Below are 18,226 nucleotides of genomic sequence, written 5' to 3' on the forward strand. Positions count from 1 at the left end.
GCCGACAGCCGCAGCCCCTCCTCACCCACGTCCGCACCCTCCAGCGAGAGCAGCAGCCCGTAACAGGTCGCCGAGGGCAGCAGATGCCCCGTCGGCTCCAGGGCGCGGTCGCCGGGTGCCTGGCCGGCGGCGAGGCCGTCATAGGCGTCGGGGGCGAACCGTCCGGCCGAGAGGCCGAGATGGGGGAAGTTGCGGAAGTAGTCCAGCTTGGCCAGACCCTCGGCGGCCAGCAGCGGCGGCCCGGTCACCTCCGGAGCCGCCAGCCGGACGGCGAGACCACTGAGAAGACCGTCGAGACCCCGCAGCAACGCGGTGTGGACGGGATCCAGCGTGACCAGACCCGGCCCGGAATTCTTCAGGACGGGGACGGGCGGGGTCGTGGCGGTGGCGCTGGGTGTGCTCATGGAAACCGTTCCCTCTCGGCATGGACGGTCGGTCTGCGGCGGTGCGCGGGCACGGGTCGTCCCGCCCTCCGGGCCGGTGCGGACACGGGCGCGGCGACGGGCCCGGGGCCACGCTCGCGGTCGCCGTCGACCGGGGCGCAGCGGTCACGCCGGGCCGATTGGTCGGGTCGGATCCGGCACTGCGCAGGGGGGACATTAGGACAGTCGAGCGGTAGTTGTCTAGACCACGAAAGGGAGGTCAACAGGCATGTCAGGGGCCTGTTTTCGGGCGTTTGGCCGACACGCGGGGCATACCGACGGGTCACTTGACACCGCACATGGTCTACACCAATTCTTTCCCTCGTCCTCCGCGGTCCCCCCACCGTCGCCGTGCCCGCGCCGTCCCGCCGCGCGCACTCTCCGCGCGTTCCGCCGCGCCCGTCCCCCCCACGCCCGCACACCGCCCGAACCCCGTCCGGAGGAACCCTTGACGACGCCCGCCACCGCCCCGGCCCCGGCCACCGCGCCCGCTTTCCCGCGCCGCCCGCGCATCCCCCGCCTGCACCGCGCGGCGACCGAGCGCCCCTACCTCAGCGACGACGGCGAGGCCTACCTCGCCGCCACGACCCTGCGCGAACTGAAGAAGACCCGCCCCCTGCGCGTCCTCTCCGAGGAGGACTTCGCGCACTGGCAGACGTACGGCTACGTCATCGTCCGCGAGGCGATACCCGCCGCCGACGCCCGCGAACTCCTCGACTTCACCTGGGACTTCCAGAACCTCAGCCCCGATGACCCCGAAGGCTGGTACGCCGACCGCCCGTTCCGCTCCGCGCTCGACCGCCAGCTCCACGTCTACGGCTTCGTCGAGGCCTACCACCACCAGCTCCTGTGGAACAGCCGGCAGTCCCAGCGGGTCTACGACGCCTTCGTCGACGTCTGGGACTGCGAGGAGCTCTGGACCACCCTCGACCGGCTCAACCTCAACCCGCCGAACGTCCGCAACCGCGACCGGGCCCTCATCGAGCCCACCGACCGCGGCTTCGACATCGAACTGCACTGGGACATCGACACCACCCTCGGCGTCCCGCCGCAGCGCGTCCAGGGCATCATCGCCCTCAACGACACCAGCCCGGAGACCGGCGGCTTCCAGTGCTGCCCCGAACTCTTCCGCCGCTTCGACGAGTGGAAGACCCTCCAGCCCGGCGACCGCGACCCCATCCGGCCGGACCTGGACCGCGCCGAGTACCCCGTGGTCCGCCCCGACCTGCACCCCGGCGACCTGCTCATCTGGAACGGCCTGCTCGCCCACGGCGTGGCCCGCAACACCTCGGAGAACGGCGTCCGCGCCGTCCAGTACCTCTCGATGATGCCCGCCCTGGAAGAACACGAGAAGCTGCGCCGCTCCCGCGTCGAGTCCTGGCGCCACCTGCGCACCCCCCGCTGGAACCGCACCCTCGTCGGCGACCCCGTGCTCCACGAGTCCCAGCGCTACCCCACCGCCGAACTCACCCCCCTCGGCAGCCGCCTGCTCGGCCTCACCTCCTGGCACGAGGAGGCCGGCGCCGCCCCGGAGCCCGCCGCCGCGCCGACCGGGGAGCCCGCGTGCGACGCGTCTGCCTGACCCTCCCCACCAACCGCGCCTGCACGCCGACGATCGCGGCCGTCGCCGAGGAAGCCGCCCACGGGGCGCGGGAGTCCGGTGCCGAGGTGCACCTGCTGGTCCTGGACTCCTCGGCCCCCGCCGACCTCGCCGCCCACCGGGCGGCGGTGGCCGCGCTGCCGCCCGCGCCCGGCGTCGTCGTCCACCACCTGGACGAGGCGGAGCAGCGCGCCTTCCTGCGCGCGGCCGTCACCGCCTCCGGCGCGGGCGAGCCGGACCGGCTGCTGGAACTCCTGCTCCCCGACGGCGTGTCGTACGGCGCCTGCACCAACCGCGCCTTCCTGGTCGCCGAGGCCCTCGGCTGCTCCTCGGTGCACCGCCGCGACTCCGACAGCCGCTACCAACTCCTCGACGGCACACCGGTCTTCCCGATCCACCACGAGCTGGCCGCGCTCGGCCGCCCGGCGTCCGAGGTCGCCGGAGCCGTCACCCGCGCCCGGCTCGACCCCTCCCTCGCCGACCGGCCCGTCGCCCTCGTCGGCGCCTCCTTCATCGGCGAGCCGTCCGTGGACGTCGACGGCATCCGCGCCCTCGACCCGGAGGCGTACCAGGAGATCGTCGGACTCTCGCTGCCGGCCGGCACCCCGGAGATCTGGCGCCGCCACCTGGTGGACGAGGCGTTCCGGGGCGGCGGCACCGAGCCGTTCACCGCCGACCGCACCACGCTGTCCCTGGTCGCCCCGAACCGCGTGGACATGTGCAACGTCGCCCTCGGCCGGGAGGTGTACGCGCGCGTGCCGCTGCCGCCCGCCACCGACACCATCGGCACCGACTACTTCCTCCTGCACCTGGTCCGGCACGCCCGCCTCCCCGGCGTGCTGCACAACCGGCACATCGTCAACTACTACACGCGGGAACGGCGTTCGGACGAGGGCTTCCTCGCCTACCAGATCCGCTTCGCCAAGTACCTGCTCGCCGCGGGCCGCCTCGACGAGGTGTACGCGGGCCTCGCGGCGGCCGGCGACGACCTCCTCGACCCGGCGGGCCTGGTCCGGCCCGGCACCGTCGCCGGCCTCGCCCGCGCGAGCGCCGCCGCCGACCCGGCGGACGGCGCGGCCCGGCTCGACGTCCTGGACCGCCGCTACCGCTCCCTCGGCGGCCGGTACGCCGCCGCCGCCGACGTCTTCGCCGGGCGCCGGGACCGGCTCCTGGCCGAAGCCGGTGCCGACATGGCGGACTTCGCCCTGCTCACCGACGCCTGGGGCTCCCTGACCGCGCATGCGAAAGGCACCGCCGTGAACCACCTCCCGCGCCCCCGGACCGCCCCGGCCGTGACCCCGTGAGCGGCGTCCTCGCCCCGGACGGGGTGACCGCGGCCCGCACCGTCACCGTCCGCTACACGGGCGGCGGGGCGCGCCGGGGGCCCGTCACCATGGGCCAGGCGAACATGATCCGCTGCATCCTGCGGGACGAGCCCGACAGCATCAACATCCACGACGTGTGGCCGGTCCCCGACGGCACCGGCATGGACCGGGCCCTCGACGCCCTCGCCGCCCTCGCGGTCCGCCACGAGGCGCTGCGGACCACCTTCCCGTACGACGCCGGCACCGGGGCCGTCCCCGCCGAGCAGGTCGTCGCCCCGGACGGCGGCTTCACCGTCACCGTCCTCGACCACGACGTGCTCCCCGAGGACGTCGACGGCTACGCGGAGGCGGTCGCCCGCGCCGCCCGGGAGACCCGCTTCCGGCTCGACCTCGACTTCCCGCTGCGGCTGCGGATCCTCGCCCGCGCCGGCCGGCCCGTCCGCGTCGCCCTCGCCGCCAGCCACGCCGTCACCGACGGCAGCGCCCTCGGCGTCCTGCGCGACGAATGGCTCGCCCTGCTGGCGGGCGAGGTGCTGCCGCCGGTCTCCTCGCTCACCCCGCTCGACCTCGCCGCCGAGGAGAACAGCCCGGCCGGACGCCGCAAGTCGGCCGCCTCGCTGACCCATTGGGAGCGGATCCTGCGCACCGGACCGCAGGCGATGTTCGCCGAGGACGGCGCCCGGGGCACCGAGACCGACACCCCCGGCCTCACCCTGCGCTCGGCGCGCGGCGCGCGGGCGCTCGCCGCCGCCGCCCGCCGCACCGGCGCCCTGCCCAACACGGTGCTGCTCACCGCCTGGTGCGTGCTCACCGCCCACCGGGCCGGGCAGTCCGTCTGCGTGGCGGCGGTGCCGACCTCCAACCGCTTCCTGCCGAAGCTGGCCCGCTCCGTCAGCACCCTCTCGCAGGACGCGCTGCTCGACCTCGACGTCCGCGCGCCGTCCTTCGACGCGCTCCTCGCCAAGGCGTGGGGCGCGGCGATGAACGCGTACCGGCACAGCCGCTTCGACGCCCTCGACCTGTGGGCGCTGATCGGCCGGGTCACCGCCGAGCGCGGCAGCCAGTTCACGCGTGACGCCGTCTTCAACGACATCAGCGCCCTGCCCAGCACCCTCGCCGGCGCCGCCGCCCCCGACGCGGACGCGCCGGAGTGCGAGCTGGTCTGGGGCGCCGGGCAGTCGCTGCCCACCCGGCTGCTGACCTTCGTGTACGAGACCGAGCCGGTGCTCCGCCTCGCCACCTGGGCCGATCCCGCGCTCTTTCCCCGTCCGGCGGCCGAGGAGCTGATGACCGGCCTGGTCCGGCTCCTGGAGGCGGTCGCCGGGGACGACCTGCCGCTCGGCGCGCCCGCGCTGACCGCGGTGACGGGGGTGCGGCCGGTCGAGCGCGGCCCGGGGTGGGCCCTGGTGGACGGCTGCTGGGTCTCCCCGGCGGCCGTCGCCGGGACGCTCTCCGAGGCGCTGGGCGGCTGCCCGGTGGAGGTCGTCGTGGAGGAGACCCCCGAGGGGGCCCGGCTCACCGCCCTCATCGGCGCCGACCCGCGCTCCCGGCCCGAGGCCGGGCCGACGCCGGTCCAGGCCCACGAGGCGCTGATGCGCCTGCTGCCGGGACGTCCCGGAGTGCTGGCCCCGCACCGGTACGTGTTCGTCGAGGGCCCGCCGCGGCAGTCCGCCGCGGCGCAGCGGATTCTCAGGGAAGGAACCGGCCGGAGCCGGGAGATACGACATGACCACCGATGACACCGCCGCGGCACACGGGTCCGGGGCACTGCCCAGCCCGTGGCGGTCGCGTCGTTTCCGGCTCTTCTTCACCGCCCGCAGCGCGTCGCTGCTCGCCGACGGCATGCTGATGGTCTCCGTGACCACCTCGATCCTGGCCGCCGGGTTCGGCGCGAGCGGGGTGGGGTACGCGCTCGCCGCCTGGATGGCGCCGATCGTGCTGCTGATCCTCTTCGGCGGCGTGCTCGCGGACCGGTTCACCCCGCAGCTGATGATGGTCGGCGCCGACGCGGCCCGCGTGGTGACCATGCTCGCCATGGCCGCGCTGTTCGCGCTCGGCGGCGTCGAGCTCTGGCAGATCATGGCCCTGATGGCGGTCAGCGGCGCGGCGACCGCGATGTTCCAGCCGGGTCTGGCGAGCATCGTGCCGCAGGTCGCCGAGGACATCCAGCGGGCCAACGCGCTGCTGCGGATCTCCGAGTCGCTGAGCACCCTGATCGGCCCCGGCCTTGCCGGTTTCCTCGTGGCGTACTGGACGACGGCCGGCTCCTACCTGGTGATCGCCGCGGCCTACGCGGTGAGCGCGGGCGGCCTGCTGCCGCTGCGGCACCTCTCCGGCGCGAAGGAGGAGGGCGAGGAGGAGGACGCGCCGATGTGGCGGCGGCTCGCCACCGGCTGGCACGAGTTCCGCTCCCGCTCCTGGCTGTGGGGCGTCATCTCGCTGTGGGCGGTGTACGGCCTCTTCGTCTTCGGCCCCTCGGTGCCGCTCGGCGCGGCCCTCCTGACCGAGCAGCACGGCGCCACCGGTTACGGCTGGATCGCGTCGGCGGACGGTCTGGGCACGATCGTCGGCGGTCTGCTCGGCATGCGGGTCCGGCCGCGCCGGCCGCTGGTGGCGGGCGTGTGCGCGATGTTCTTCTTCGTGCTGAACCCGCTGGCCCCGGCGCTGGGCTGGAACTTCGCCCTCACCGCCGCGACCGGTGTGATCGCGGGCTGCGGCTTCGCCTTCTGGGGCGTGATGTGGGCGACCAGCGTGCAGTCGCACATCCCGCTGGTGGTGCTGAGCCGGGTCTCCGCGTACGACATCGCCGGGTCGATCATGGTGATCCCGCTGGGCCGGGCGCTGGCCGGTCCCGCGGCGGAGTCCTTCGGCGCGGAGCGGGTGCTGCTCTTCTCCTCGGCGGTCTCCTTCGTGCTGCTGGCGGCCATGCTCTGCGTCCCGGCCATCCGGGGGCTCACCCGCGCGGCTCCGCAGACCGCGCGGGCCGTGCCCCGGGACGGGCAGGCCGCCGCCGTGGAACCCGCGGCCTCCTGAGGCAGCGGGAGCCACGCGGAAGCGGGACCACGGGGCCGGGCCCCGGCCGGACGGCGCGTCCGGCCGGGGCCCGCCGCGCTCACTCCCAGTCGTCCCAGGACGGCTCGGTCTCGTCGTCGAAGAACAGCGGCTCGTCCCCGGCGGCGGGGGCGGCCTGCGCGGCGGCCGTCCGGCGCTCCCCGGCGGCCGGGGCCGCCTTCGCCGGAGCGGACCTCCCCCGGACCGGGGCCTTCTCCTGGACGGCGGGCCTCCGCGGGGTCTCGCGCCGCTCCGGGGCCCCGGGCTCCTCCGCCGCGGGGGCGGGCGCCGCGCCCTCGATCCCGGCGAGGGCCTCCAGCACGCCCTCGCCGTACTTGGCGAGCTTGGCCTCGCCGACCCCGCCGACCGTGCCGAGCTCGGCGACGGTCGTGGGGAGCGTGGTCGCGATCTCCCGCAGGGTCGCGTCGTGGAAGACGACGTACGCGGGCACGCCCTGCTCGCGGGCGGTCGCCGCGCGCCACGCCCGCAGCGCCTCGAAGACGGGCACGGACCCGGCGGGCAGGTCGACGGGGACGCGGGCCTTGCCGCTGCGGCCGCCGCTCTCCTTGCGGGGCGCCGCCGCCCGCACGGCCTCCTTGCGCATCGGGACCTGCCGCCGCCCGCCGAGGACCTCGCCGCTGGCCTCGGTGAGGACGAGGGTGCCGTAGTCGCCCTCGACGGCGATCAGGCCCTGGGCGAGGAGCTGGCGGACGACGCCGCGCCACTCGGCGGTGCCGAGGTCGGCGCCGATGCCGAAGACCGACAGGTTGTCGTGGTCGAACTGGATGACCTTGGCGGTCTTCTTGCCCTGGAGGATGTCGATGATCTGCCCGGCGCCGAACTTCTGGCGCCGCTCGCGGGCCAGCCGCCACACGGTGGAGAGCAGCTTCTGCGCGGGGACGGTGCCGTCCCAGGACTCGGCGGGGGTGAGGCAGGTGTCGCAGTTGCCGCACGGCCCGGACGCCTGGCCGAAGTAGGCGAGGAGCCGCACGCGCCGGCACTCGACGGTCTCGCAGAGCGCGAGCATGGCGTCGAGGTGGGCGGCGAGGCCCCGGCGGTGCTGCTCGTCGCCCTCGGAGCCGTCGATCATCTTGCGCTGCTGGACGACGTCCTGGAGGCCGTACGCCAGCCAGGCGGTGGCGGGCTCGCCGTCGCGGCCGGCGCGGCCGGTCTCCTGGTAGTAGCCCTCGACGGACTTGGGCAGGTCGAGGTGGGCGACGAAGCGCACGTCGGGCTTGTCGATGCCCATGCCGAAGGCGATGGTGGCGACGACCACGACGCCGTCCTCGCGCAGGAACCGCGCCTGGTTGGCGGCGCGCGTCGCGGCGTCCATGCCCGCGTGGTACGGGACGGCGTCGACGCCGTTCTCCGCGAGGAAGGCGGCGGTCTTCTCCACCGAGGAGCGCGAGAGGCAGTAGACGACGCCCGCGTCCCCGGCGTGCTCGGCGCGCAGGAGGTCGAGGAGCTGGCGGGTCGGGTTGTTCTTGGGGACGATCCGGTACTGGATGTTGGGCCGGTCGAAGCTGGCGACGAAGTGCCGGGCCTCCTCCAGGCCGAGGCGGGTGGCGATCTCGCCGTGGGTGGCCTCGGTGGCGGTGGCGGTGAGCGCGATCCGGGGCACCTTGGGCCAGCGCTCGTGGAGCATCGAGAGGCCGAGGTAGTCGGGCCGGAAGTCGTGGCCCCACTGGGAGACGCAGTGCGCCTCGTCGATCGCGAAGACCGAGACGGTGCCCCGGTCGAGGAGCCGCTGGGTGCCCTCGGTGCGCAACCGCTCGGGGGCGAGGTAGAGGAGGTCCAGCTCACCGGCGAGGAAGGCCTGCTCGACGGCCTGGCGCTCGTAGGGGTCCTGGGTCGAGTTCAGGAAGCCGGCCCGGACGCCGAGGGCGGTGAGCGCGTCCACCTGGTCCTGCATGAGGGCGATCAGCGGGGAGATCACCACGCCGGTGCCCTCTCTCACCAGGGCGGGGATCTGGTAGCACAGCGACTTGCCGCCGCCGGTCGGCATGAGCACGAGGGCGTCGCCGCCGCCCACGACGTGGTCGATGATCTCCTGCTGCTCGCCGCGGAAGGAGCCGTAGCCGAAGATCCGGTGCAGCACCTCCAGCGCCTCGGAGGAGCCGTCGGGGCCGTCGGGGGCCGGGCCGGAGGAGGGGGCGGGGGAAGTGTCGGTGAGTGCCACCCGAAAAGCCTATCCGCCCGCACCGACGCTCCGGGCCGCCCGCCGATTCCTGTGGAGAAGCTCCGGCTCCGGCGTTTCCCCATCCCTCGTTCGGGTGATGTGGACAGGGGCGGGGAGGGGAGGTCGGGACGGCGTCTCCGTCCGGTCGTGACGCGCCGGGCGGACGTCTTGTGAGCGGCTCCCCGCCGGTGGAACGATGCCCGTGCGTCGGACCCCGCGCACCGCCCCGTCGTACCGGAGGGAACCCCGTGACCGACCCGCAGCCCCGACCGCCCGCCGCCGTCGTCTTCGACGCGCTGGGCGCCGCCTACGAGGAGGCGTTCGCCGGTTCCGAGGCGCACCGGCGCTCGCTGGAGCGGCTGCTGGGGCGGCTCGCGCCGGGCAGCCGGGTGCTGGACGTGGGCAGCGGCACCGGCCGGCCCACCGCCGGAACCCTGGCGGCGGCCGGGCACGAGGTGCTGGGCGTGGACGTCTCCCCCGTCATGGTGGAGCTGGCGTCCCGGCAGGTGCCGGACGCCTCCTTCCGGCGGGCCGACATCCGGACGCTGCCGCTCGACGACGCCTCCTTCGACGCGGTCTGCGTCTACTTCTCGCTGCTCCAGCTCGACCGGGAGGAGCAGCGGGAGACGGTCCGGCGGCTGGTCCGGGCGCTGCGGCCGGGCGGGTACCTGGTGCTGGCGACCGTGCCGCTGGACGTGGAGGGCGTGGAGGCGGTCTTCATGGGGCAGCCGGTGCGCGTGAGCAGCTTCGCGGCGGCGGACCTCGTCGCGGTGGCGGAGGAGGCCGGTCTCGACGTGCTGGAGAGCGAGGAGACGCTGTTCACCCCGGACCATCCGGACGCGGTCCCGGAGCCGCACGTCTTCCTGCACTGCCGGCGGCGGACCGCCGGTGCGTGACCCCGGGCACGGTCCGTCCGGCACCATGCACGGCCGGTGCGATGGATCAAGGGCGACCCGGAGAGGCCAAGGTCACAGCTGATCGGGCTGCTGCTCCTTTGCGCGGCTGACCTAGGCTCCGGGCATGACTGTGCTGCCTGACGACGGCCTCTCGCTGGCCGCCGATTTCCCCGCAGCGACCCGTGCCCAGTGGCAGCGCCTCGCGGCGGGCGTCCTGAGCCGGTCGGGCAAGGACGTTCCCGCCGACGAGGCCGAGGCCGTCCTGTCGACCGCGCTGGAGGACGGCCTGCGGGCCCGCCCCCTGTACACGGCCGCCGACGGCGCGCCCGACCCCGGCTTCCCCGGTTTCGCCCCCTTCGTCCGCTCCGCGCGGGCCACGGGCACCACCGACGGCGGCTGGGACGTCCGGCAGCGCCACACGACGGCGGACGCCGGGGCGATCCTCACCGACCTGGAGAACGGCGCCACCTCGCTGTGGCTGGCCGCCGGACCCGGCGGCATCCCGCTGGACGCCCTCGACGGCGCCCTGCGGGACGTCTACCTCGACCTGGCGCCGGTGGTGCTGGACGCGGGCGCCGAGACCTCGGCCGCCGCGCAGGAGCTGCTCGCGCTGTACGACCGCCGGGGCGTCGCCCCGGAGGCGGTGCGCGGCAACCTGGGCGCGGACCCGCTCGGCACCGAGGCCAGGACCGGGGCCGCGTACGACGGCGACGGCTTCGCCTCGACGGTCGCGCTGGCCCGGCTCGCCGCCACCTACCCGGAGCTGCGGGCGCTGACCGTGGACGCCCTGCCGTACCACGAGGCCGGCGGTTCGGCCGCGCAGGAGCTGGGTGCCTCGCTGGCGACCGGCGTCGCCTATCTGCGGGCGCTCACCGACGGCGGGCTGGACGTCGAGCGGGCCCTCGGCCAGCTGGAGTTCCGCTACGCGGCCACCGCCGACCAGTTCCTCACGATCGCGAAGCTGCGGGCCGCGCGCCGGCTGTGGGCGCGGGTCGCGGAGGCGTGCGGCGCCCCGGCGGCCGGGGCCCAGCTCCAGCACGCCGTCACCTCGCCGGTGATGATGACGGCCCGCGACCCGTGGGTGAACATGCTGCGCACCACGGTCGCCACGCTGGCGGCCGGGGTCGGCGGCGCCGCCTCGGTGACCGTGCTGCCCTTCGACCACGCGCTCGGCCTGCCCGACGCGTTCGCGCGCCGGATCGCGCGCAACACCTCCACCATCCTCGTCGAGGAGTCGCACCTGGCCCGGGTCGTGGACCCGGCGGGCGGCTCCTGGTACGTGGAGTCGCTGACCGACGAGCTCGCCCGCGCGGCCTGGGACTTCTTCCAGGAGACCGAGCGGGCCGGCGGTCAGGCGCGGGCGCTGCGCTCGGGGTGGACCGGCGAGCGGCTGGCGGAGGTGTGGGCCGCCCGGTCCGCCCGGCTGGCCACCCGCCGCGAGCCCGTGACCGGGGTCAGCGAGTTCCCGCACCTGGCGGAGAAGCCGGTGGTCCGCGAGCCGGCTCCGGCCGCTCCCGGCGGGGGTCTGCCGCGGGTGCGGCGGGACGAGGCGTTCGAGGCGCTGCGCGCCCGTTCGGACGCCCACCTGGCCGCGACCGGTGCCCGGCCGCGCGTCTTCCTGGCCGCGCTCGGCCCGGCCGCCGCGCACACCGCCCGGCTCTCCTTCGCCGCCAACCTCTTCCAGGCGGGCGGCGTCGAGCCGGTCACCGAGGGCTCCTTCGCCGACAGCGGGGCCGCCGAGGCGTGCCTGTGCTCCAGCGACGCGGTGTACGCGGAGCGGGCGGAGGCCGAGGCGGCCGCGCTGCGCGCCGCGGGCGCCGGGCACGTGGCGCTGGCCGGCCGGCCCGGCGCGTACGCCGGTGTCGATTCGTACGTCTTCGCGGGGTGCGACGCCGTCGCCGTCCTCTCCGCCACCCTCGACCGCATGGGAGTGTCCTGATGGGAATCCCCGACTTCACCGGGATCGGCCTCGGTACGCCGTCCCCGTCCGGCGGCCCCGAGGAGTGGCGGGCCGCCGCTGAGCTTGCCGGCGGCACCGAGCCGTGGGAGACGCCGGAGGGCATCCCGGTCCGGCCGCTGTACACGGGGCGCGACCTGGAGGGCCTCGACTTCCTGGAGACGTTCCCGGGGACGGCGCCGTTCCTGCGGGGCCCGTACCCGACGATGTACGTCAACCAGCCGTGGACGATCCGGCAGTACGCGGGCTTCTCGACGGCCGAGGAGTCGAACGCCTTCTACCGGCGCAACCTCGCGGCCGGCCAGAAGGGCCTGTCGGTCGCCTTCGACCTGCCGACGCACCGGGGGTACGACAGCGACCACCCGCGCGTGACCGGCGACGTCGGCATGGCGGGCGTGGCGATCGACTCGATCTACGACATGCGGCAGCTGTTCGACGGCATCCCGCTGGACCGGATGTCGGTGTCGATGACGATGAACGGCGCGGTGCTGCCGGTCCTCGCGCTGTACATCGTGGCGGCGGAGGAGCAGGGCGTCTCCGCCGACAAGCTCGCCGGGACCATCCAGAACGACATCCTCAAGGAGTTCATGGTCCGCAACACCTACATCTACCCGCCGAAGCCGTCGATGCGGATCATCTCCGACATCTTCGCCTTCACCTCGCGGAACATGCCCCGCTACAACTCGATCTCGATCTCCGGGTACCACATCCAGGAGGCGGGGGCGACGGCCGACCTGGAGCTGGCGTACACGCTCGCGGACGGCGTCGAGTACCTGCGGGCGGGCCGTGAGGCCGGGCTGGACGTGGACGCGTTCGCGCCCCGGCTGTCGTTCTTCTGGGCGATCGGCATGAACTTCTTCATGGAGGTCGCCAAGTTGCGGGCGGCCCGGCTGCTGTGGGCCAAGCTGGTCGACCGGTTCGAGCCGAAGAACCCGAAGTCGCTGTCGCTGCGCACCCATTCGCAGACCTCGGGCTGGTCGCTGACCGCCCAGGACGTCTTCAACAACGTCACCCGCACCTGCGTGGAGGCGATGGCCGCGACGCAGGGGCACACCCAGTCGCTGCACACCAACGCGCTCGACGAGGCGCTGGCTCTGCCGACGGACTTCTCGGCCCGGATCGCCCGCAACACCCAGCTCCTCATCCAGCAGGAGTCGGGCACCACCCGGACCATCGACCCGTGGGGCGGCAGCACGTACGTGGAGCGGCTGACCCACGACCTGGCCCGGCGCGCCTGGCGGCACATCCAGGAGGTCGAGGCGGCCGGCGGCATGGCGCGGGCGATCGACGCGGGCATCCCGAAGCTGCGCGTCGAGGAGGCCGCGGCCCGTACCCAGGCCCGGATCGACTCGGGCCGCCAGCCGGTCATCGGCGTCAACAAGTACCGGGTGGACGGCGACGAGCAGATCGAGGTCCTGAAGGTCGACAACTCGTCGGTGCGGGCCCAGCAGATCGAGAAGCTGCGCCGGCTGCGCGCCGAGCGGGACGAGCGGGCCTGCCGGGACGCGCTCGACGACCTCACCCGGGCGGCGGACGGCGACGGGAACCTGCTGGAGCTGGCCGTGCGCGCGGCCCGCGCCAAGGCGACCGTCGGGGAGATCTCGGACGCGCTGGAGAAGGTGTACGGACGGCACGCGGGCCAGATCCGTACGATCTCCGGCGTGTACCGCAACGAAGCAGGAGAGTCGCCTTCCGTGGACGGCACCCGGGCCCTGGTCGACGCCTTCGAGGAGGCCGAGGGGCGGCGCCCCCGCATCCTGGTCGCCAAGATGGGGCAGGACGGGCACGACCGGGGCCAGAAGGTGATCGCGACCGCCTTCGCCGACCTGGGCTTCGACGTGGACGTCGGCCCGCTGTTCCAGACGCCGGCCGAGGTGGCCCGGCAGGCCGTCGAGGCGGACGTGCACGTCGTGGGCGTGTCGTCGCTGGCGGCCGGTCACCTCACGCTCGTCCCGGCGCTGCGGGAGGAGCTGGCGGCGGAGGGCCGGGAGGACATCATGATCGTGGTCGGCGGGGTCATCCCGCCCCAGGACGTGCCGACGCTCCTGGAGATGGGGGCGACCGCCGTCTTCCCGCCCGGCACGGTGATCCCGGACGCGGCGGCCGATCTGGTGCGGCGGCTCGCCGCCGGCCTGGGCCACGGGCTGTAGCCGATGGCCCTCGGCATCGACGCGTACGAGAAGGGCGTACGGGACGGGAAGCGCGCCCTGGTGGCGCGCGCCATCACCCTCGTGGAGTCCACCCGTCCCGATCACCGGGCGCTCGCCCAGGAGTTGCTGACCCGGCTGCTGCCGCACAGCGGCCGGGCCCGGCGGATCGGGGTCAGCGGCGTGCCGGGGGTGGGCAAGTCGACGTTCATCGACGCCTTCGGCACCATGCTGACCGGTCTGGGGCACCGGGTGGCGGTCCTCGCCGTCGACCCGTCGTCCACCCGTACCGGCGGTTCGATCCTCGGCGACAAGACGCGGATGGAGCGGCTGGCGGTGGACCCGGCGGCCTTCGTCCGGCCGTCGCCGAGCGCCGGCACGCTCGGCGGGGTCGCCCGCGCGACCCGTGAGTCGATGATCGTGATGGAGGCGGCGGGCTACGACGTCGTCCTGGTGGAGACGGTCGGCGTCGGCCAGTCGGAGACGGCCGTGGCGAACATGGTCGACTCCTTCCTGCTGCTCAGCCTGGCCCGCACCGGCGACCAGCTCCAGGGCATCAAGAAGGGCGTCCTGGAGCTGGCGGACGTCGTCGCGGTCAACAAGGCGGACGGTCCCCACACGGCCGACGCCCGCGCGGCCGCGCGCGAACTCGCGGGCGCCCTGCGGCTGATGCACGGCCGGGAGGCCGCGTGGACGCCGCCGGTGCTGAGTTGCAGCGCCCGCGAGTCCACCGGTCTCGACGAGGTGTGGAAGCGGCTGGAGAAGCACCGCGCGATCCTGGACGCCACCGGCCGCCTCGACGCCCGCCGCCGCGACCAGCAGGTGGACTGGGCCTGGACGATGGTCCGCGAGGAGCTCCTCACCCGCCTGCACTCCCACCCGGCGGTCCGCTCCCTGGCGCCGGACGTCGAACGCCGCCTGCGTGACGGCGAACTGACGGCGACCCTGGCGGCGGAGAGCATCCTGCGGGCGTTCGGCGAGGACGCGGGCGGGAGCCGGGCCGGGGACGGGGCCTGAGGTCGTGGTCATCGGTGCCGGCGGCGCGGGCGGGGTCCGCGCCGCCGGCACCGGCCTTCCCCGAGGCCCCGGGAGGGCCGGGGCGCGGGCCCGGCGGCGGCACGCCCGTCCTCCCGCACGGTTTCGGACGATCTTGGCGGAGAACCGCCCACGCACCCTGTCGGGGGCGCGTCTCCACCTATCCTCTACAAGCGTGTAGAGGCGCGAGGGTCGCGCCTCTCGGTTGCCGGAGGTACGTCATGGCTTCGATCGATCTCGACAAGGTGCTGGACTCCGCATGGGCGGACAAGAGCCTCCCGGAGATCCTCGCCGCACCCGTCGCCGCCCTGAAGGGGGTCTCCGACCGGGACGGCGAGCTCCTGGAGGAGGCGTTCGGCGTCAAGACCGTCGCGGACCTGGCGAACCTCAAGTACGCCCGCTGGGCCCAGGCCCTCGCGGCCCTGAACACCGCGAAGTAGCCGCACCGCCACAGCCCCCGCGCGGCCCGCGCACGCACGCCGGCCGCGCGGGGGCGACGTGCCGGGCGGAGCGCCTTCCGCGTCCGGCGGCCCCTCCGCCCCGGCATCCGTCACCACCGACGCTGCCGCCCCGCGCTTCCGACATTCGTTCGATGGAAGGGCGTCGGGGCCGTTCACGGAGGTGTGCGGGGGTCGGCTGCGGCGAACGGGGCGTGCGGTGCCGCGGAAGTCGGTAGGGTCGGCGGCATGTGGTGCGCAGTGACGACATGGACGCCCGGCGGGCAGATCGCGCGGTGTGTGTTCGCCGATGGCGGGCACGAGGACCATGTCGCCGGAGTCGGCGACGACATCGACCTCTGGCTCACCTGGAACGTCCGGACCGGCGAGACCTCCCTCACGGCGGGTCCGGCGTGCGGAAAGATGTCCGGCCCCCCGCACGCGCTCGACACCGAGCACTGCTTCGCCCCGGCCGGGCACACGAGTTGCTGCACCTGGGAAGTGACGTGACTCCCCCGCCCGCCTGATCCTCCGCCCCGGGCTCAGGACCAGAGCCGCCCTCGCCGCCAGCCGTCGGCGCCGCGCTCGTAGCGCAGGCGGACGTGGGCGCGGTCGGCGACGGCCTGCCAGAACTCGACGCTGTCGGGGACCACGGTGTAGAGCGTCCAGTCCGGGTCGACGAGACCGGGGTCCGCCTCGATGCGGGCCAGGCTCTCCCGCAGGGCGCGGGCGCCCGCGTCGGGGTCGGTGAGCCGGGTGCTCTGCCGGCCGAGCAGGGCCTCCGCCCTGGCGGTGGCCCCCCGGGCGAGGAAGTCGGCGGCGGAGCGCTCCGGCGTGTCGGGGACCACCGCGCCCCGGATCCGTACCTGGCGGCCGAACTCCGCCCAGTAGAAGGTGAGCGCGGCCCTCGGCGCGCCCGCGAGCTGCGTGCCCTTCGGGCCGGCGGCGTGGGAGGCGAACTGGAAGCCCGAGGCGTCCGCGTTCTTGAGGATCAGGACGCGGGCGTCGGGGTTCCCGTCGCCGTCGACGGTGGACAGGGTCATGGCGTGCGGATCGGGCACGTCGGCGTCGACGGCCTCCGTCAGCCACTCCAGGAACAGCGCGGAGGGCTCGGCCGGTGCCCCCTCCGGGTCGAAGCCGGGCAGCGGCCGGGCGAAGACCTGGATGCCGCGCAGCCGGTCGCGGACGGTCGGGGAATCGTTCTCCGGCACGGGGTCCTCCCGGGAGGTCAGAGGGTGACGACGGTGGTCTCGGTGGCCTTGACGCTGGTCCAGACGGACACGCCGTCGGCGAGTCCGAGTTCGGCGGCGGCCTGGGGCGTGATCTCGGCGACCAGGTCGGGGGCCTCGGCGGAGGTCACCAGGACGCGCAGCCGGCTGCCGCTGCTCGTGATCTCCCGTACGGTACCGGGCCAGACGTTGCGGGGGCTGCCCGCGGGCTTCTCGCGGTGCACCGACACCGCCTCGGGCGCGACGATCGCGAGCGCCGGGGTGCCGGGCGGCGGCGGTTCGGCGGCGACCAGGGTGCCGCCCCCGTCGAGGGCGAGGCCGTCGGCGGTCGCGGTGCCGGGCCAGGCGTTGCGGCCCAGCATGCGGGCCACCCACGGCGAGCGCGGGTGCCGGGTGACCTCGGCGGGGGTGTCGTCCTGGAGGGCGCGGCCGTCCTGGAGGACGAGGACGCGGTCGGCGAGCGAGACGGCCTCGACCGGGTCGTGGGTGACGATGAGGCAGACGCCGCCGAAGCCCGCGAGGTGGGTGCGCAGGGTGTGGCGGACGTGGGCGCGGGTGGTCTGGTCGAGGGCGGCGAGCGGTTCGTCGAGGACGAGGAGCCGGGGGCGGGCGGCGAGCGCGCGGGCGAGGGCGACGCGCTGGGCCTGACCGCCGGAGAGCTGCGCGGGGCGGCGGTGGGCGAGGTGGCCGACGCCGAGCCGGTCGAGCCACGCCCGTGCCTCGCGGCGGGCCTCGGCGCGTCCGACGCCCTGGGCGCGCAGCCCGTACGCGGTGTTGGCGAGGGCCGACAGGTGGGGGAAGAGGGCGCCGTCCTGGGGGACCCAGGCGACGCGGCGGCGGTGCGGGGGCAGGGCGGTGACGTCCTGGCCGCCGAGCCGGAGCCGTGCGTGGGAGCGGTCGGTGAGGCCCAGGAGGGCGCGCAGCAGGGTCGTCTTCCCGGCGCCGTTGGGGCCGACGACCGCGATGCCGGTGCCCGGTTCCGCGTCCAGGACGAGTTGGTTGAAGCCGGTGACCTCGGCGTGCAGCGCCCAGCGGCCGGTGCCGGGGGCGGTCTTCCCCTCCCCCGCCGCCGGGGCGGGCGCGGGGGCCGGTTCCTCGGCGGGGGCGGTGGCGCGCGGGCTCCGTCCGCCGGGGGTGCCCGTCCAGCGGCCGCGCAGGGCGATGAGGACGCCGAGGGCGATGGCGAGGAGCAGCAGGGAGACGGAGGTGGCGGCCTCGGGCTCGTCCTGGAGCAGCAGGTAGACCTGGAGGGGCAGGGTCTGGGTGGTGCCGGGCAGGTTTCCGGCGAAGGTGATCGTGGCGCCGAACTCGCCGAGGGCCCGGGCCCAGGTGAGGGCCGCTCCGGCGAGCACGCCGGGGGCCACCATCGGCAGGGTGACGGTGCGGAAGACCCGGAACGGCGAGGCGCCGAGGGACGCCGCCGTCTCCTCGTACCGGGGACGCAGTCCGCCGAGGGCGCCCTCCAGGCTGATGACGAGGAAGGGCATGGCGACGAAGGTGGCGGCGAGGACGGCGCCGGAGGTGTGGAAGGGGAGCGTGAGGCCGAAGGTGCGCTCCAGCCACGGTCCGAGGAGTCCGCGGCGGCCGAAGGCGAGCAGCAGGGCGACGCCGCCGACGGTCGGCGGCAGCACCATCGGCAGCAGGACGAGCGAGCGGACCAGGGCCTTGCCGCGGAAGGGGACCCGGGCGAGGAGCCAGGCCAGCGGCACTCCGAGGAGCAGCGAGAGGCCGAGCGCCCAGAAGGAGACGAGGAGCGACAGCTTCAGCGCCTCGACGGTGCCGGGCGAGGTGAGGTGGCCGGCGAGGGCGCCCCATTCGGTCCGGGCGAGGATCCCGACGAGGGGGAGGGCCAGGAGGGCCACGCCCAGCAGCGCGGGCAGGGCCAGCGCGAGGGGCGGGCGCGCCCCCGGGGTTCGTACGCCTGCTCGTTTCATCGGGAGATCCTGGG

13 protein-coding genes and 1 pseudogene are annotated in these 18,226 nt (G+C 75.1%); 10 read left to right on the top strand and 4 right to left on the bottom strand.

Translation table 11 applies throughout. The features are described 5' to 3' along the window. Window positions 1-404: pseudogene (locus IE219_RS16625) on the bottom strand (hypothetical protein); the annotation flags it as partial. Between the two features lie 466 nt (window positions 405-870). On the opposite strand from IE219_RS16625, the gene IE219_RS16630 reads away from it, so the two are divergent. From IE219_RS16630 to IE219_RS16645, 4 genes are read left to right on the top strand one after another with little or no spacing between them, the layout of a single operon-like run. Further along, window positions 871-2,004, top strand: coding sequence for a phytanoyl-CoA dioxygenase family protein (locus tag IE219_RS16630; RefSeq protein WP_229849805.1), 1,134 nt, complete (start codon window positions 871-873; stop codon window positions 2,002-2,004). Continuing rightward, on the top strand, window positions 1,986-3,326 hold the full coding sequence (locus IE219_RS16635) for a DUF6271 family protein (RefSeq protein WP_229849806.1): 1,341 nt from the start codon (window positions 1,986-1,988) through the stop codon (window positions 3,324-3,326). Before IE219_RS16630 ends, IE219_RS16635 begins: the two co-directional genes overlap by 19 nt. Beyond that, entirely contained in the window at window positions 3,323-5,086 is a 1,764-nt protein-coding gene (locus IE219_RS16640) for a condensation domain-containing protein (RefSeq protein WP_229849807.1), read from the top strand. Before IE219_RS16635 ends, IE219_RS16640 begins: the two co-directional genes overlap by 4 nt. After that, complete coding sequence (locus IE219_RS16645) at window positions 5,073-6,380, top strand: MFS transporter (protein WP_189978051.1); 1,308 nt, start codon at window positions 5,073-5,075, stop codon at window positions 6,378-6,380. Before IE219_RS16640 ends, IE219_RS16645 begins: the two co-directional genes overlap by 14 nt. Before the next feature lie 79 nt (window positions 6,381-6,459). Here the strand turns inward: IE219_RS16645 and recQ are convergent, their stop codons facing one another. Next, entirely contained in the window at window positions 6,460-8,577 is a 2,118-nt protein-coding gene (gene recQ / locus IE219_RS16650; protein WP_189978053.1) for a DNA helicase RecQ, read from the bottom strand. A gap of 248 nt (window positions 8,578-8,825) precedes the next feature. On the opposite strand from recQ, the gene IE219_RS16655 reads away from it, so the two are divergent. From IE219_RS16655 to IE219_RS16680, 6 genes are all read left to right on the top strand, one after another. Further along, window positions 8,826-9,473 carry a class I SAM-dependent methyltransferase gene (locus IE219_RS16655; RefSeq protein ID WP_189978055.1) on the top strand — a complete coding sequence of 216 codons (648 nt, stop codon included), beginning with the start codon at window positions 8,826-8,828 and terminating at the stop codon, window positions 9,471-9,473. A 124-nt stretch (window positions 9,474-9,597) separates the two neighbouring features. Further along, the gene (locus IE219_RS16660) at window positions 9,598-11,412 is read left to right on the top strand and encodes a methylmalonyl-CoA mutase subunit beta (protein WP_189978057.1); all 1,815 of its coding nucleotides are present in this window, start codon (window positions 9,598-9,600) and stop codon (window positions 11,410-11,412) included. Next, window positions 11,412-13,580: a methylmalonyl-CoA mutase gene (gene scpA, locus IE219_RS16665; protein ID WP_189978059.1), complete on the top strand. Its 2,169-nt coding sequence runs from the start codon at window positions 11,412-11,414 to the stop codon at window positions 13,578-13,580. Before IE219_RS16660 ends, scpA begins: the two co-directional genes overlap by 1 nt. A 3-nt stretch (window positions 13,581-13,583) precedes the next feature. Continuing rightward, complete coding sequence (meaB, locus tag IE219_RS16670; protein ID WP_189978061.1) at window positions 13,584-14,594, top strand: methylmalonyl Co-A mutase-associated GTPase MeaB; 1,011 nt, start codon at window positions 13,584-13,586, stop codon at window positions 14,592-14,594. A gap of 239 nt (window positions 14,595-14,833) precedes the next feature. Then, window positions 14,834-15,052 carry a hypothetical protein gene (locus IE219_RS16675; RefSeq protein WP_189978063.1) on the top strand — a complete coding sequence of 73 codons (219 nt, stop codon included), beginning with the start codon at window positions 14,834-14,836 and terminating at the stop codon, window positions 15,050-15,052. Between the two features lie 297 nt (window positions 15,053-15,349). Beyond that, window positions 15,350-15,559 (top strand): hypothetical protein, encoded by a 210-nt coding sequence (locus IE219_RS16680; protein WP_189978065.1) that lies wholly within the window; start codon window positions 15,350-15,352, stop codon window positions 15,557-15,559. Window positions 15,560-15,591: 32 nt separating this feature from the next. Here IE219_RS16680 and IE219_RS16685 read toward each other — a convergent pair whose 3' ends face one another. Then, the gene (locus IE219_RS16685) at window positions 15,592-16,260 is read right to left on the bottom strand and encodes a pyridoxine/pyridoxamine 5'-phosphate oxidase (protein WP_189978067.1); all 669 of its coding nucleotides are present in this window, start codon (window positions 16,258-16,260) and stop codon (window positions 15,592-15,594) included. Between the two features lie 17 nt (window positions 16,261-16,277). Beyond that, window positions 16,278-18,212, bottom strand: coding sequence for an ABC transporter permease (locus IE219_RS16690; RefSeq protein WP_189978069.1), 1,935 nt, complete (start codon window positions 18,210-18,212; stop codon window positions 16,278-16,280). Window positions 18,213-18,226: the final 14 nt, after the last annotated feature.

It is taken from the genome of Streptomyces termitum, assembly GCF_014650175.1.
In the GTDB taxonomy this organism is placed as follows: domain Bacteria; phylum Actinomycetota; class Actinomycetes; order Streptomycetales; family Streptomycetaceae; genus Streptomyces; species Streptomyces termitum.

Bases quoted from the DNA above. Each gene is read 5' to 3' on its own strand.
- IE219_RS16645 (WP_189978051.1), top strand. From the start codon at position 5,073: ATGACCACCGATGACACCGCCGCGGCACACGGGTCCGGGGCACTGCCC.
- IE219_RS16660 (WP_189978057.1), top strand. From the start codon at position 9,598: ATGACTGTGCTGCCTGACGACGGCCTCTCGCTGGCCGCCGATTTCCCC.
- scpA (WP_189978059.1), top strand. From the start codon at position 11,412: ATGGGAATCCCCGACTTCACCGGGATCGGCCTCGGTACGCCGTCCCCG.
- meaB (WP_189978061.1), top strand. From the start codon at position 13,584: ATGGCCCTCGGCATCGACGCGTACGAGAAGGGCGTACGGGACGGGAAG.
- IE219_RS16675 (WP_189978063.1), top strand. From the start codon at position 14,834: ATGGCTTCGATCGATCTCGACAAGGTGCTGGACTCCGCATGGGCGGAC.
- IE219_RS16690 (WP_189978069.1), bottom strand. From the start codon at position 18,212: ATGAAACGAGCAGGCGTACGAACCCCGGGGGCGCGCCCGCCCCTCGCG.